13 protein-coding genes are annotated in these 15,866 nt (G+C 42.4%); 1 reads left to right on the top strand and 12 read right to left on the bottom strand.

Annotated elements, in window-relative coordinates:
- Positions 1-96 precede the first annotated feature (96 nt).
- The 9 genes from leuB to ilvD form a co-directional block, all read right to left on the bottom strand.
- On the bottom strand, positions 97-1,164 hold the full coding sequence (gene leuB / locus DFQ04_RS11320) for a 3-isopropylmalate dehydrogenase (protein WP_133555861.1): 1,068 nt from the start codon (positions 1,162-1,164) through the stop codon (positions 97-99).
- Entirely contained in the window at positions 1,133-2,719 is a 1,587-nt protein-coding gene (locus DFQ04_RS11315; RefSeq protein ID WP_133555859.1) for an alpha-isopropylmalate synthase regulatory domain-containing protein, read from the bottom strand. Before DFQ04_RS11315 ends, leuB begins: the two co-directional genes overlap by 32 nt.
- A 9-nt stretch (positions 2,720-2,728) precedes the next feature.
- Positions 2,729-3,319: a 3-isopropylmalate dehydratase small subunit gene (gene leuD / locus DFQ04_RS11310; RefSeq protein ID WP_133555857.1), complete on the bottom strand. Its 591-nt coding sequence runs from the start codon at positions 3,317-3,319 to the stop codon at positions 2,729-2,731.
- A gap of 34 nt (positions 3,320-3,353) precedes the next feature.
- Entirely contained in the window at positions 3,354-4,760 is a 1,407-nt protein-coding gene (gene leuC / locus DFQ04_RS11305; protein ID WP_133555855.1) for a 3-isopropylmalate dehydratase large subunit, read from the bottom strand.
- A gap of 2 nt (positions 4,761-4,762) precedes the next feature.
- On the bottom strand, positions 4,763-6,271 hold the full coding sequence (locus DFQ04_RS11300) for a 2-isopropylmalate synthase (protein ID WP_133555853.1): 1,509 nt from the start codon (positions 6,269-6,271) through the stop codon (positions 4,763-4,765).
- 19 nt (positions 6,272-6,290) lie between these two features.
- Complete coding sequence (ilvC, locus tag DFQ04_RS11295; protein ID WP_133555851.1) at positions 6,291-7,334, bottom strand: ketol-acid reductoisomerase; 1,044 nt, start codon at positions 7,332-7,334, stop codon at positions 6,291-6,293.
- A gap of 135 nt (positions 7,335-7,469) precedes the next feature.
- Positions 7,470-7,970, bottom strand: coding sequence for an acetolactate synthase small subunit (gene ilvN / locus DFQ04_RS11290; RefSeq protein ID WP_133555849.1), 501 nt, complete (start codon positions 7,968-7,970; stop codon positions 7,470-7,472).
- Positions 7,971-7,980: 10 nt separating this feature from the next.
- Positions 7,981-9,663 (bottom strand): biosynthetic-type acetolactate synthase large subunit, encoded by a 1,683-nt coding sequence (gene ilvB, locus DFQ04_RS11285; protein ID WP_133555951.1) that lies wholly within the window; start codon positions 9,661-9,663, stop codon positions 7,981-7,983.
- 13 nt (positions 9,664-9,676) lie between these two features.
- Positions 9,677-11,365 (bottom strand): dihydroxy-acid dehydratase, encoded by a 1,689-nt coding sequence (gene ilvD / locus DFQ04_RS11280; protein WP_133555847.1) that lies wholly within the window; start codon positions 11,363-11,365, stop codon positions 9,677-9,679.
- Positions 11,366-11,890: 525 nt separating this feature from the next.
- Between ilvD and ispE the strand changes: the two genes are divergently transcribed.
- Entirely contained in the window at positions 11,891-12,697 is an 807-nt protein-coding gene (ispE, locus tag DFQ04_RS11275; protein WP_133555845.1) for a 4-(cytidine 5'-diphospho)-2-C-methyl-D-erythritol kinase, read from the top strand.
- A 1-nt stretch (position 12,698) separates the two neighbouring features.
- On the opposite strand, the gene DFQ04_RS11270 is transcribed toward ispE, so the two are convergent.
- Genes DFQ04_RS11270 through tgt form a run of 3 tightly spaced genes read right to left on the bottom strand, consistent with a single transcriptional unit; the run spans position 12,699 to position 15,820 of the window.
- Positions 12,699-13,613, bottom strand: a complete 915-nt coding sequence (locus tag DFQ04_RS11270) for a DMT family transporter (protein ID WP_133555843.1) — start codon at positions 13,611-13,613, stop codon at positions 12,699-12,701.
- Positions 13,614-14,687, bottom strand: coding sequence for an LptF/LptG family permease (locus DFQ04_RS11265; protein WP_133555841.1), 1,074 nt, complete (start codon positions 14,685-14,687; stop codon positions 13,614-13,616).
- A gap of 2 nt (positions 14,688-14,689) precedes the next feature.
- On the bottom strand, positions 14,690-15,820 hold the full coding sequence (tgt, locus tag DFQ04_RS11260; RefSeq protein ID WP_133555839.1) for a tRNA guanosine(34) transglycosylase Tgt: 1,131 nt from the start codon (positions 15,818-15,820) through the stop codon (positions 14,690-14,692).
- Positions 15,821-15,866 lie beyond the last annotated feature (46 nt).

Here is a 15,866-nt window from a genome sequence, read left to right as displayed (position 1 = left end):
TTATAAAAATGGAAATCCTTAAACCTGAAGCATTCCTCTAAACTAAAAAAACCACCCCATTGCTGAGGTGGTCTCTGGATATATCTAAAGGAAATTTTATCCCAAAATTTTCGCAGCCAACCAATCTCCAACTTCGGAGGTTTTGTAGGCTTTTCCTCCATCTGCAATATCTTCAGTCACATATCCTTCAGCAAGCGAAAGATTTACTACATCCGAAATCGCCTGGGCTTCTTCCTTCAAACCGAATGCATAATCAAACATCATGGCAGCTGATAGCACGGTAGCCAAAGGATTTGCAATGTCTTTTCCCGCGGCCTGAGGATAAGATCCGTGAATCGGTTCGAAAAGCTTCACTTTTGAACCCAAAGAAGCTGAAGGCATTAAGCCCATGGAACCGGAAATTACGGAAGCCTCATCTGTCAAGATATCTCCGAAAAGGTTTTCAGTGATCAAGACGTCATAAGCTTTTGGCCATTGGATCAGTCGCATGGCAACAGCATCCACGAATTCGTATTCTACTTTCACATCTGGGTATTCAGGAGCCAATTCCTGTACGGTTTCTCTCCACAGTCTGGAGGTAGCCATGACGTTAGCCTTGTCTACACAGGTGAGCAATTTTCTTCTACCCTGGGCTGCTTCAAAGCCCATTCTAGCCAAGCGGACAATTTCTTCTTTGCTATACACATTGGTATCAAAGGCTTTGGTGCCTTGCTCATTTCTCCCCCGCGGCTCTCCAAAATAAATCCCTCCTGTCAGCTCCCGGAAGAATACAAAATCAACTCCATCCACTCGGTCCAATTTCAAAGGAGACTTATGTACCAAAGAAGGGAATGTAAATGTCGGTCTCACGTTGGCAAACAAGCCCAACTTCTGGCGCATTCTCAATAAACCTTGCTCAGGACGAACTTTAGCTTTGGGATCATTATCGTATTTTGGATCTCCAATTGCACCAAAAAGGACCGCATCAGAAGCAGCACAGATTTCATGAGTAGCATCTGGATAAGGATCGCCAGTTGCATCAATCGCACAGGCGCCTACAAGACCTTCTTTGTATGAAATTTTATGACCAAACTTTTTGCCTATAGCATTGACAACTTTTACAGCTTGTGCTACGACTTCGGGACCGATGCCATCACCCGGCAACAGTGCGATATTGATTTCCATAGTAGGTGGATTCTTCTTTTTCGGGGTTATACTTAATCGTTTCGATGATATTCAACATTTTTTCGGTAGCCATCATCGCAGAAACCGTTTGGTCTGGATCGAGACCTTTGGTTTTGAAAATTTTACCATAATCCCAAGTAATGACCGTCTCTACAAATGCGTCGGTCTTTCCTCCGGGAGGGATGGATACATGATAATCTGTCAGTTTGGGAAGTTCCCTTCCCATGGTTTTATAGATTTTTTTTAGGGCTCTCATAAATGAATCGTACTGACCGTCTCCGGTGGCACTTTCATCATAGAATTTCCCATGGATTCTCATTCTCAACTGGACCGTTGGTTTGAGGCCTTTGGAATGAGTCATGTGATAGCCTTCAATACTGATATTCTTGGAAATTGAGTTGTTTTGAAGGACATCAGAAATAATGTAAGGTAAGTCTTCTGTAGTTACACGCTCCTTTTTATCTCCCAATTCGATGATTCTTTGGGTGACTTTGGCGAGTTCTTCCTTTTCCAGAGAAATCCCAAGTTCCTCCAAATTCTTCAGGATATTGGCTTTTCCGGAAGTCTTTCCTAGAGCATATTTCCGCTGACGCCCAAATCGCTCGGGCATCAAATCATTGAAATACAAATTCTTTTTATTGTCTCCGTCTGCGTGGATTCCCGCAGTTTGGGTAAATACATTTTCCCCGACAACAGGTTTGTTGGCAGGAATATGCTGACCTGAAAACTGCTCCACTAACTTTGAAACCCGGAAGATCTTTTGCTCTTGCACGCTTATTTCAAGATCTGTAAAGTCCTTGATGATTGCCACAACAGATTCCAATGGCGCATTTCCTGCTCTTTCTCCCAAACCATTGACTGTGGTATGAACACCTGAAGCCCCATGAAGTAATGCTTCCATCACGTTTGCTACAGAAAGATCGTAATCATTATGGGCATGAAAGTCAAAATGAATATTTGGGAAGCGAGCTACAATGACATCGAAAAACTGGCTCACCTCATCTGGAGATAAAAGGCCCAAGGTATCCGGGAGCATAATCCTTTTGACCGGCTGAGTGGTAAGAAAGGCTATCAAGCTCATGGTATACTCGAAGGAATTTCTCATTCCGTTGGACCAGTCTTCGAGGTAGACATTCACATCCACCCCTTTTTCTTGGGCATATGCAATACTCTCTTGAATAGCCTTGAAGTGCTGTTCCGGAGTTTTCTTAAGCTGATGGGTTAAGTGGTTGAGAGAACCTTTGGTTAAGAGGTTCATTACTTTGGCGCCTGCTTCTAAGATCCAATCCACTGAAACAGGAGTATCAACAAACCCTAAAACCTCAACCCGATCCAAGTAATCCTTCTGAGCTGCCCACTGGGTGATCTTTTGAACTCCATCAAGTTCCCCTTCAGAAACTCTTGCCGAGGCCACTTCAATACGATCTACCTTGAGTTCTTCCAGAAGAAGTTTGGCAATCTGTAATTTTTCAGAAGGCAAAAAAGAAACACCTGAGGTCTGTTCTCCATCCCTCAATGTGGTGTCCATGATTTCTATTTTCCTATTTGCCTTCATTTTCTCTTTTTATCTGGAAGCCGCAAATACATCAATTTCACTCGACATACTCAATAGGTAATCGATGTCGTCAAAGCCATTTTGCATATTGCTTTTCTTGTATTCGTTGATATCGAAAGACTCAGACTCTCCAGTCGAAAGCAAGGTGATTTTTTGCTCAGGTAGATTTATTTCGATTTCAGTTTTCGGATCAGCAGTAATTGCAGCAAATAATTTATCCGCGAATTCAGGAGAAACAGTTACTGGAAGCACACCAATATTGAGGCAGTTATTTTTGAAGATATCTGCGAAAAAGCTGGAAACTACACAGCGAAAGCCATAATCATAGATCGCCCAAACTGCATGCTCCCGGCTGGAACCTGAACCAAAGTTTTTGCCAGCAACCAAGATTTTTCCTGAGTAGGTGGAATCATTCAGGACAAATTCTTTTTTAGGATTGCCTTCGACATCATATCTCCAATCACGGAAAAGATTATCCCCAAATCCCTCTCTTTCAGTCGCCTTTAAGAAACGGGCAGGTATGATTTGATCAGTATCTACGTTTTCGGTAGGTAAGGGAACTGCCGTATCAATCAGAACGGTAAATTTATCGTAAGCCATTTTTTTCGAATTGTAAAATTGAAAGATTGAAAAATTAATTTTCGAATACTTCCCTAGGGTCGGTAATTCTTCCTGTAACAGCAACTGCTGCCACCGTCAATGGAGAAGCAAGCATGGTTCTAGCTCCCGGACCTTGACGGCCTTCGAAGTTTCTATTGGAAGTAGAAACAGCATATTTCCCCGCAGGAATCTTATCGTCATTCATAGCAAGACAAGCAGAACAGCCTGGCTGTCGAAGTTCAAAACCTGCTTCTTCAAGGATTTTTACCAATCCTTCTTCGTGAGCCATTTTCTCAACCTCTCTTGATCCAGGAACAATCCAGGCAGTTATGTTATCCGCCTTTTTCTTTCCCTTTACAAATTCAGCTACAGCACGGATATCCTCTATTCTTCCGTTGGTACAAGAACCTACGAAGACATAATCCACTAGCTTTCCTTTAACTGGCTCGCCTGGCTGAAATCCCATGTAGTCCAAAGACTTCAGGTAAGTGGTCTTATTGGATCCTTCCATCCCTTCTGTAGTTGGGATTCTGTCCTTGACCTTGATTCCCATACCTGGATTGGTACCATAAGTGATCATCGGCTCAATATCCGCTGCGTCAAATTGATACTCCTTATCAAAGGTCGCTCCCTCGTCGGTTTTAAGAGTTTTCCAGTAGGCAACTGCTTTTTCCCAATCCTCACCTTTTGGTGTGTACTGTCGTCCTTTTAGGTAATTGAAAGTGGTTTCATCAGGAGCGATCAAGCCGCCACGAGCTCCCATTTCAATAGACATATTGCAAATGGTCATTCTAGCTTCCATAGAAAGATTTCTAATGGCAGATCCTGCATATTCCACAAAGTAACCAGTTGCACCAGCTGCTGAAATTTTAGAAATAATGTAGAGAATGATGTCTTTGGAAGTGACTCCTTTGCCGAGCTCTCCCTCCACAGAAATCCTCATTTTCTTTGGTTTGGACTGCATAATGCACTGGGTCGCCAAAACCATTTCTACCTCGGAAGTACCGATTCCAAAGGCAATTGCCCCGAAGGCTCCGTGGGTAGAGGTATGTGAATCTCCACATACAATGGTCATTCCAGGCTGAGTTACGCCAAGTTCCGGACCAATTACGTGAACAATTCCATGATGGGCAGAACCCAAGTCATGCAATTCGATCCCGTACTTTTTGCAGTTTTCCCGAAGTTTTTCAACCTGCATTCTGCTCAGCTTATCCTTGATTGTTTGATCTTGGTCTACTGTAGGTACGTTGTGATCAGGAGTTGCAATGGTTCGGTAAGGATATTTCACTGAGATTCCACGCTTTTCCAGGTTCAAGAAAGCTACTGGAGAAGTTACCTCATGGATAAAATGCTTATCGATGAAGAATACATCCGGGCCTGCAGGGACGTGGCGTACCACGTGAGAATCCCAGATTTTATCAAATAATGTTGTCTTTTCCATAATTAGGCAGTCACGTATTCTTTGACTGGTATTTTGTTTAATGCGTCCACAAAGGCTTGAGCGGATGCAAGTACGATATCTTTATTGGAGGCAAATCCATAATAAGGCTTGTCAGATTTGATCAGTCTCATATGAACCTTAGCCACATCATCACTTCCGTGGGTGATTGCCTGAATTAGAAATTCTTCTAAATCCACCTGAGGTTTTACTATTTTTTCTATGGCTTTCAAGACTGCATCTACAGGACCTACTCCTGATGAAGAAGCTTCATGAATATCATTTCCGATTTTTAGCTTCACGTAGCCATTCACAGATCCATTGGAAGAGTAACTGATATTTTCAAGCTCGATGAAATTGGATTCATCCATGTACTTTCCAACCAGCTCAAGCAAATCCTTTCTTCCGATATCTCTTTTAGAATCTGCCAAAACCAAGAAGGCTTCGTAAACTTCCCGTAATTCTTCCCCTTCTAGTTCAACGCCCAAAGCATCCAAATGGTGCTTCAAGGCTGCTCTTCCAGAACGGGCAGTCAAAACGATTGATGATTCCTCTACTCCTACTTCTTTTGGATCAATGATCTCGTAGTTTTCTCTATGCTTCAAAACCCCATCCTGATGGATTCCTGAAGAATGCGCGAAAGCATTTCTTCCCACGATAGCCTTATTCGGCTGAACAGGCATGTTCATCAGTTTGGAAACCAAACGGCTGGTTTGATAGATTCTCTGAGTAACAATATCCGTATGAACAGGAATGGATTTATGGCATTTGATAGCCATCACCACCTCTTCCATTGATGTGTTACCTGCTCTTTCTCCAATTCCGTTGATAGTAACTTCTACTTGTCTGGCTCCATTCTGAACACCTGCGATGGTATTTGCAGTAGCCATTCCTAGATCATTGTGACAATGGGTAGCAATAATCGCCTTGTCAATGTTTGGTACATTGTTTTTTAAACTGGCGATAATCGCTCCGTATTGTTCTGGCAAAGTATATCCAGTAGTATCCGGAATATTGACTACAGTTGCCCCAGCTTTTATGACCTCCTCGATGATCTTACATAGGAAATCTGGCTCTGATCGACCAGCATCTTCCGCATAGAATTCCACGTCATCAACAAACCGCTTTGCAAACTTCACCGCAGCAACACCCCGACGGATAATGTCCTCCGGAGTGCTCCGAAGTTTATATTGAATATGGTAAGGAGAAACCCCAATTCCGGTATGAATTCGGCCCTTTTTCGCATACTTGAGTGCAGCAGCAGCTACTTCTATATCTTTTTCAACAGCACGAGAAAGCGCACAAATGATAGGATTTGAAACAGCCTTGGAAATTTCCTGAACGGAATTGAAATCCCCTGGACTGGAGATTGGAAAACCAGCTTCAATAATATCCACACCAAGGGCTTCTAAGGCCTGAGCTACGATGATCTTTTCCTGGGTATTTAGCTGACACCCGGGCACTTGTTCCCCATCACGCAGGGTTGTATCGAAAATCCACAGCTTGTCACTCATAATCTTTGGGGTTTGGGTTTTAATTATTCTCTGGTCTCAACTGACGGACGACCGCACCGGCCTGCCACATTTCAGACTCTCTTAATTCTTTCAATTCAGCCTCAAGCTTTTCTCTGTAATCTGGCTTGGAGTTGGAATCAATTGATTTTTGAGCCTCTTTTCCAGATTTAACAGATTCATAAAGCGCTTCAAAAACTGGCTTGGTAGCATCACGGAAAGGCTTCCACCAATCCAAAGCTCCTCTTTGTGCAGTGGTGGAACAGTTAGCATACATCCAATCCATACCGTTTTCAGCTACCAATGGCATCAACGATTGAGTCAATTCCTCCACAGTTTCATTGAATGCTTCAGATGGTGTATGACCGTTGGATCTCAATACTTCATATTGAGCAGCAAAGATTCCTTGGATAGCTCCCATCAAAGTCCCTCTTTCACCTGTCAAATCGGAAGTAACTTCTCTATAAAAATCTGTTTCAAACAGGTATCCTGAACCTACACCAATTCCCAAAGCAACCACTCGGTCCTTAGCTTTTCCAGTTGCATCTTGGTAGATGGCATAAGATGAATTCAATCCTCGTCCTTCAACAAACATTCTTCTCAAAGAAGTACCTGAACCTTTTGGAGCAACCAAGATCACATCCACATCTGCTGGAGGAATAATTCCGGTTTTATCCTTGTATGTCACCCCAAATCCATGAGAGAAATACAATGCTTTTCCTGGGGTAAGGTGCTTCTTAACTGTTGGCCAAAGACTGATTTGTCCAGCGTCAGAAAGCAAAAATTGAATGATTGTACCTTTTTGACAGGCTTCTTCAATTTCAAACAGGGTCTCTCCTGGAACCCAACCATCTGCAATGGCCTTGTCCCAAGTTTTGGAGCCACTTCTCTGGCCCACGATCACGTTGAACCCATTGTCCTTCAGGTTTAATGCCTGACCTGGACCTTGCACGCCGTAGCCAATGACAGCAATTACTTCGTCTTTTAGAACTTCTCTTGCTTTTTCCAAAGGAAATTCTTCCCTGGTAACTACGTTTTCTTCAACGTTTCCAAATTTCAATTTCATAAGTCTATAGTTTGATTTTTAAAGGCCTTATGGAATCTCGCCATAATTGCGGTCAGCCTAAACGCTGAAACACTCCGACCGGCTCGATTTCATAGTATTGGATAATTTAACAGTTTGATTTTTAATAGGTTGAGATTATTTCACAAAAGAGTCAATGGTCAGCATTCGCTTTGCCACTGCGACTCTTCCGGATCTGGCAAATTCCAATAGGCCATAGCCTTTAAGAATTTCCAAAAGCTCTTGGGTCTTTTCTTTGTGTCCTGTCAGTTCCAGAACAATAAAATCCGGCTCTGCTGCAATGATTTTGGCATTGTGCTCACGGATGATCTTCTCCAATCCTGAATCCAAACGGGAAACAGGAATCTTATATAAAGCCAATTCCTGGTAAACCACGGCAGTATCTTCATGATAGAATGCCTTGATCACATCGATGATTTTTTCGATCTGGTTTACCAACTGAATGACTGTGTCCTCATTTACGGTGACTTCAATGGTAATCCGATGAATGCCTTGTAGGCGGCTTTCAGAGGCGGTAAGCGCATCGATATTGATACCTCTTCGGGTAAAAATGATCGTAATGCGATTGAGAATTCCGATGAAATTCTCAGTGATAACGAATATGGTATATCGCTTCATAGGTTGGAGATTAGCTTAGTCTTACCTCTTCTACCGAACATCCGGTAGCAATCATTGGAAATACATTGTCCTCTTTTTCGACCACGACCTCTAAGAAGAATGGGCCATCATGAATCAGCATATCCTCGACTGCCTCCTTGAGGTCAGCGCGGTCGGAAACTTTTTGGGCTTTGATTCCATAGGCGTCTGCTAGCTTGACAAAGTCTGGGTTATCCAGCTCGGTAAAAGAATAGCGCTTGTCAAAGAACATCTGCTGCCACTGTCTCACCATTCCCAAGTAATTGTTGTTTAGAAGGACAATTTTTACCGGGGCTTTAGTTTGCATAATGGTACCCAATTCCTGAATGGTCATTTGGATTCCACCATCCCCAACTACACAGATTACCTGTCTGGAATAGTCATACAATTGTGCTCCAAGTGCAGCCGGAAGGGCAAAACCCATAGTCCCCAATCCACCTGAAGTGATCTGGGTTCTTGGTTTTTTATAGTTGAAATATCTCCAAGCTATCATCTGATGCTGTCCCACATCGGTGACCAAAACTGCATCATCCGCCTTGTACTGATTGATTTGGTGAATCACCTCACCCATAGTCAAGCCAGTTTTAGTTGGTGTGATGTCATGTTGCACCACGGAGGATCTTTCAAGTTCCTCTAGCTCTCTGAATTTTGCCATCCATTCCGGATGGGATTTTGCCTGAATGGCTTCAGTAATCATGGATAAACTCTCTCTACAATCTCCCTGCACTGCCACATGGGCCCTTACATTTTTATTGATTTCTGCTGGGTCAAGTTCCAAATGGATTACTTTGGCCTGCTTGGCGTAACGTTTTAAATCACCTGTTACCCGGTCATCAAATCTCATCCCAACAGCTATCAATACATCGCATTGATTCGTCAATAAATTGGGAGCATAGTTCCCGTGCATACCAAGCTTTCCCACATAATTAGGGTGCTCTTGAGGTAATGCTCCTGATCCTAAAAGCGTAGATGCTGCCGGAATTCCTGATTTGTCCAAGAAAAATTTCAGCTCAGATTCGGCTTTCCCCAAAACAACTCCTTGCCCAAATAAGAGATAAGGTCTTTCGGCCTTATTTATCAATTCAGCAGCTTCCTGGATTATTGTTTTCTCAATGGGGTGGTGGGTTTTATAGGATCTAAAACCAAGACAAGGAGAGTAATTGAATTCACCAAAATCAACTTGGGCATTTTTGGTAATATCAATCAAAACTGGTCCCGGTCTGCCGGATCGTGCTATGTAAAATCCTTTTGCAATGGCAGGAGCTATTTCCTCCACAGTTCGGACTTGAATGTTCCATTTGGTTCCAGGCATGGAAATACCCACCACATCTGTTTCTTGAAACGCATCGGTTCCCAACAAATGCGCAGCAACCTGACCTGTAATACAAACCAATGGAGTACTGTCTATCTGGGCATCTGCCAAACCTGTGATCAAGTTAGTGGCACCAGGACCTGAGGTAGCCAGACAAACACCAACTCTTCCAGAAACTCTGGCATAGCCTTGGGCGGCATGAATAGCACCCTGCTCGTGCCGGGTCAGCACATGCTTGATCTGCTCATGATAGTCATAAAGCGCATCATAAACCGGCATGATTGCTCCTCCGGGGTACCCGAAGATCAGATCGGCCTGTTCAGCGATCAGTGAGCGTACGACAATGTCGGCTCCTCTCATCATGTCCTTCATAGGCTTAGAATTTATCAGTTACGCAACCTTCAGAAGCGGTTGCCACAAGTTTATTGTATTTTTTTAGCGTGCCTTGAAGGCCCTCGATAGACTTTGGAGACCATGACTTCTTTCGATTTGCAAATTCTTCCTCATCTACCTCCACACTCAAATGTTGCTTATCGGTATCAATGGTGATCATATCCCCATTTTTGATAAGTCCAATTGGACCACCACACCAAGCCTCGGGAGTTACGTGACCCACAACGAATCCATGGGTGCCTCCAGAAAATCTGCCATCCGTGATCAAGGCCACATCAGCGCCTAAACCAGCACCAATAATCATAGAAGTTGGCTTCAGCATTTCCGGCATTCCTGGCGCACCTTTAGGCCCCACATTTCGGATGACTACTACGTCCCCGGCTTTGACTTGATGGTCACGAATCGCATCATTTGCTTCCTTTTCAGAATCAAAAACCACCGCTGGTCCAGTGAATAAACGACCTTCTTTACCGGTGATTTTAGCTACTGCTCCTTCTGGAGCCAGATTTCCGGAGAGGATACACAGGTGTCCTGTTTCTTTTATCGGGGATTCAATTGGGTGAATCACATTCACTTTTGAAGGAACAATTGCCTGCACATTTTCGAGATTTTCAGCGACTGTCTTTCCGGTTACTGTCATACAGTCACCGTGGAGATAGCCTTTTTCAAGAAAATATTTCATGAAAGCAGGCAATCCTCCTTGCTCATGAAGATCCTCCATCAGGAATTTTCCTGAAGGTTTGAAATCCCCAATCATTGGAGTTTTGCTGTTGAGTTCCTTAAAATCCTGAAGGGTAAAATCTACTCCAGCCGTACGGGCAATCGCCAAAATATGAAGAACCGCATTGGTACTTCCTCCAAGTGCAATGGCGACTCTTACCGCATTTTCGATACTCTTTCGGGTTACGATATCCTTTGGTTTCAAATCTTTTTCCAAAAGAATCTTGATGTATTGATTTACCTCCTTGCATTCTTGACGCTTTTCAGGGGAATTTGCAGGATAGGAAGCTGAGTAAGGTAAAGACATCCCCATCGCTTCAATAGCTGAGGACATGGTATTTGCAGTATACATTCCTCCGCAGGCACCGGCACCAGGACAGGCATTTCGGATTACTCCGTCATAATCTTCTTCAGAGATAGTGCCTTGGATCTTTTTACCAAAAGCCTCAAATGCAGAAACTATATTTAGCTTCTCTCCTTTGTAATGACCTGAAGCAATCGTACCTCCATAGACCATAATTGAAGGTCTATTGATCCGCAGCATTCCGATAATTGCTCCAGGCATATTTTTATCGCAACCCGCAACGGCGACGCAAGCATCAAAAGAGTGACCCAAAATGAAAGATTCAATGGAGTCAGCAATGATCTCTCTGGAAACCAAGGAATAACGCATCCCTAAAGTCCCCATGGATGTTCCATCAGAAATCCCAATGGTATTAAAAATCAAACCGGTCAGATCTTGGTCCTGAGAAGACGCTTTGATCAAACCGGCAAAGTCATTGAGGTGCATATTGCAGGGATTACTTTCATAGCCACAACTCGCTATCCCTACAAAAGGCTGTTTCATTTTTTTATCTGACATTCCTGTCGCATACAGCATAGCCATACCGGCAGGATGCTCGGGATTATCACTTATTTCCCAACTGTACTTCTTTAGCTTATTCAGGGTCATAGGTTTGAAATAAAAAAGTGCCTCATGTGGGTGAGGCACTTTAGATTTTATATGCTGATTTATAATGGTCTAGTGCCTCACTTCGTAAATCCGATGAGAATAATAAAGCTTAGCAAGATGACCAGTGGATACATATCGTTTGTTGAGATTTGATGCTAGGTTGTCGAATCACATGACAATATTAAAACCCAAAACCGAGACTTACAATATTTAATTTGTCCCATACAGTTAAGGGCAAACTTTAATGATTGAAATAATTAATTTATGTAAAATATCCTATTGATTTCACGACATTTTCAGAATCAATTATTCGAAAATCTGCTGTTTTGAGATTGCTTCCGAAATTTTGTACTGAATTCAAGGGAATTCAAAATTTTTGAAAAAAAATTCTCTTTTATTTAAGGAAAAAATCCTTATGCTATCAAAAAATTAAAAAATACCCGATTCAATAGCGATTTAGCAAATGAATCTTTGGCAATTTTTCTGCATTAAAATTCAGTTATTTTTGCCCAAACCCAAAAAACGATGATCTGCTTTCCCAACGCCAAAATCAATCTGGGACTTCATATTACTTCCAAAAGAAAAGATGGATATCATGAAATCGAAACATGCATGGTCCCCATTCCTTTATATGATGCCTTGGAGATGATGGTTGATAAAAAATCAACTTGGACTTCTTCGGGTTTTGCGATTCCTGGTGAGCCCAAGGACAATCTAATTTTAAAGGCGGAGAAACTTCTTCGAAAAGATTTTTCAGGCCTACCCAACCTGTCTATCCATTTGCATAAAAATATCCCCATGGGAGCAGGATTGGGCGGAGGATCGGCTGATGGGGCTTTTGCGCTTACCTTAATGAATAATCTTTTTGACCTTCACTTAGATAATTTCTTCTTAGAGGAATATGCTGCAGAATTGGGAAGTGATTGCGCTTTCTTCATTGAAAATACCCCAAAAATTGCAAGAGGAAGAGGAGAAGTATTGAGTCCGATTGATCTTGATTTAAAAGGTGTTCATTTAGTCCTGATCAATCCCGGAATTCATATTGGGACAAAAGAAGCTTACGCAGGTGTGACACCAGCTTTGCCGAAAGTTGATTTGGAAGAAGTATTGCTTGATAGAAGCAGATGGAAAACCGAACTGGTCAATGATTTTGAAGCCAGTATTTTCAAAAATCATCCTGAGATCAAAAACATCAAAGATCAACTGTATGATTCAGGGGCTTTTTATGCGGCTATGTCAGGATCAGGTTCTAGTGTATTTGGTCTATTCCCTGAGAAAGCAGTGCCTTTTACTTGGAATGAACAATACTTCGTCTTCGAAGCTGAGCTATAAGCTAGTTGATTCCATGAAAAACTTTTTTCCTTCTGTTCCAGTAGTTTAAAGCAGGATAAATCAAAACGGAAATTAAAATGATCAAAGTCCCCAAATAAAACTGGGGAGTCATTTTCTCTTTTTCCCCAAAAACAATAACTGCTAAGACGATACCATAAACTGGTTCTAGGTTAATTGTCAAATTAATTGAGAAAACGGGTAATCGCTTCATTAATTCCACCGAGGCTGAAAAAGCATAAACAGTACATACCCCGCTCAAAATCAAAATCCAAACCCAGTCCATTCCCTTCCAAGCCCATTGGATGGGTTCACCATCTGTCAAAAAATGAGAAGATATCGGCATGAAAATTAAGGCAAATAAGGCAGCCGCTGCCATTTCATAAAATGTGATCTGATAGGGAGAATGCTTTAAGGTTAATCTTCCATTAAGAACCGAAAATAACGCGGCTAAAAACGCCGCCGCCAATGCCATACTTAATCCCAGCCAATACCCTGTTTCGAATTGGAAAATCACCAATAGTCCCGAAATCACCAATAGCCCCAGGGCGACTTCATACCATTTGATTTTTGATCTGTTTACCAAAGGTTCTAAGAAGGCAGTCCAAAGGGAAGTCGTTGCCATTCCAGCCAAACAAACGGAGGCAGTCGAAACCCTTGCCGACCAAAAAAACAAAATCCAGTGAAGAGAAATCAAAACTCCGACGGAAGCAATTTTTAATAGTTCTCGTGGGGTTACTGAAAGGGTTTGCTTTCGAAAATAAACTATGAGACCAACCCCAAATGCCGCAATCAGGGTTCGATAAAACACCAGCTCCAGTGAAGGTAAACTAATCAGAAGACCCAAGATTGCGGTGATTCCCCAGATCATGACAATGAAGTGAAGATGGAGGTAATCTTTTAAGTCGGTGGACCTCATTTATCTGGGGACAGTTTTGTACAACACAAGGCCTGTTGCTGCAAAAATGATATTTGGCAGCCAAACCGCTAAAATTGGGTAAGAAGAACCCGCTTCTGCAAAAGTCCTCGAAAGAATAAACAAAAGGATATATACAAAGGCCAATAGAAATCCCATTGCGATCTGAAATCCAGAACCGCCTCTGGTTTTTCTTGCTGACATGATAACTCCAATAAATGTCAAAATCACCGCTGCAAAGGGTGACATAAATCGCACATACCTCTCAATTTTGTAGTAACTGACATTGTCAGCTCCCCTACTTTCCAAAATCTTGATTTGCCGGCTTAATTCTGGAAGCTTGAGCGTTTCATGATGATTTTCTGGAAGGTCAAAATCATTGGGTGTAATGGATAAAACCGTATCTAGTTCTGTTCCTACGGAAAAATCTTCTCCGTCCTCCCTTAAAACGCGTAATCTCCAATTTTCTAGCCTCCATGCATTTTTTGTGGTATCCCAAAGAATTCTATCAGCCGAAAGTTTGGAGATAAGCTGTCCGTCTCGGATTTCCTCCAAAGTAAACTGATAGCCTGTGCTCGCGGTCCTGTAAAACCTGCTCAGATAGGCTAGCGTATTCGGCGCAACTTGAATATGAATATTGGGATCTGTAGCAGATCTGCCCGTTTCAAGATATTTGATTTTAAATTCCGTAACTCCGGCGGTAGCCCCAGGCAAAATCCAACCATTCATGAGGAAGCTAACTCCTCCAATCATGGCAGCGGCAAATAAAAAGGGTCTTAAAAGTCGAACGAAACTCACCCCCGAACTCAAAATCGCGATGATTTCAGTTCTTCCAGCCATTTTGGAAGTAATGAAAATGACCGCAATAAAAACGGTTATGGGAGTTAGGAGATTATTCAGGTACAATCCATAATTCCCCATGTAACGGATAATATCCAAAGTGGGCACCTGATTTCGGATGTAGGTGTCGTTTTTCTCGGTGAAGTCCAATACCAATACAATAAGGATCAGCATGACCACCACAAAAAAGTAGGTTTTCAGAAATTCCTTAATGATCAGCTTGTCGAGAATCTTCATTCTTACAGTCTAGTACTTACTTTTTTAACCATCTGATCTTTCCAAACGCCAAAATCACCCAGAAGGATATGCTCTCTAGCCTGGCCAACAAGCCAAAGGTAAAATGCAAGGTTATGAATACTGGCAATTTGAGCTGCCAAGATCTCCTTAGAAATGGTCAAATGTCTCAAATAGGCTTTGGAATAAAAGGAACTGGCATAATTGCCAATTGCAGGATCAATAGGAGAAAAATCCTCCTTCCATTTTTCATTTCTGATATTGATGATTCCTTCAGAAGTAAAAAGCATTCCATTTCTGGCATTTCGGGTAGGCATGACGCAATCAAACATATCTACGCCCAAAGCAATGCATTCCAAAATATTCGCAGGAGTGCCGACTCCCATCAAGTACCTTGGTTTTTCTGTAGGTAAAATATCTGTAACCAACTCTGTCATCTCATACATCATTTCAGCTGGTTCCCCGACAGAAAGTCCCCCGATCGCATTTCCTTCTCGATTTCTGGAAGCAATAAATTCCGCACTCTGAACCCTCAAATCCTTGTAGACTGAGCCCTGAACAATTGGAAATAAGGTCTGCCGATACCCGTATTTTCCTTCCGTAGAATCAAAACGATCAATGCATCTATCCAGCCAGCGATGAGTCATTTCCATGGACTTTCTTGCGTAGCCATATTCACAAGGGTATGGCGTGCACTCGTCAAAAGCCATAATGATATCCGCTCCTATTGTTCGCTGAATATCCATTACTCCTTCCGGAGAAAAAATATGCTTTGATCCGTCAATATGAGATTTGAAGGTTACCCCCTCCTCATTGATTTTTCGGGTGCCCGCTAAAGAAAACACTTGATAGCCTCCAGAATCTGTCAGGATTGGACGATCCCAACCATTAAATTGATGCAATCCACCAGCCTTTTCCAAGACATCCAGTCCTGGCCTTAAATAAAGATGGTAGGTGTTTCCCAAAATAATCTGGGCTTTGATATCCTCTTTTAGTTCACGTTGATGAACTGCCTTTACGGTACCGGCAGTGCCCACTGGCATAAAAATCGGAGTTTGGATGGTACCGTGGTCCGTTTCTACTCTTCCAACCCGGGCTTTGGTCTGTAAATCTTTTTTCTCTAGAGTAAACTTCATGACTTTCAAGCGTCCCAGGGGGACATCCTGCATATTGACTGGTTCA

This window comes from Algoriphagus boseongensis (assembly GCF_004362805.1).
Taxonomy (GTDB): Bacteria; Bacteroidota; Bacteroidia; order Cytophagales; family Cyclobacteriaceae; genus Algoriphagus; species Algoriphagus boseongensis.
The sequence above is the reverse complement of the archived record's forward strand: the minus strand, read 5'-3'. Positions and strand labels throughout refer to the sequence as shown.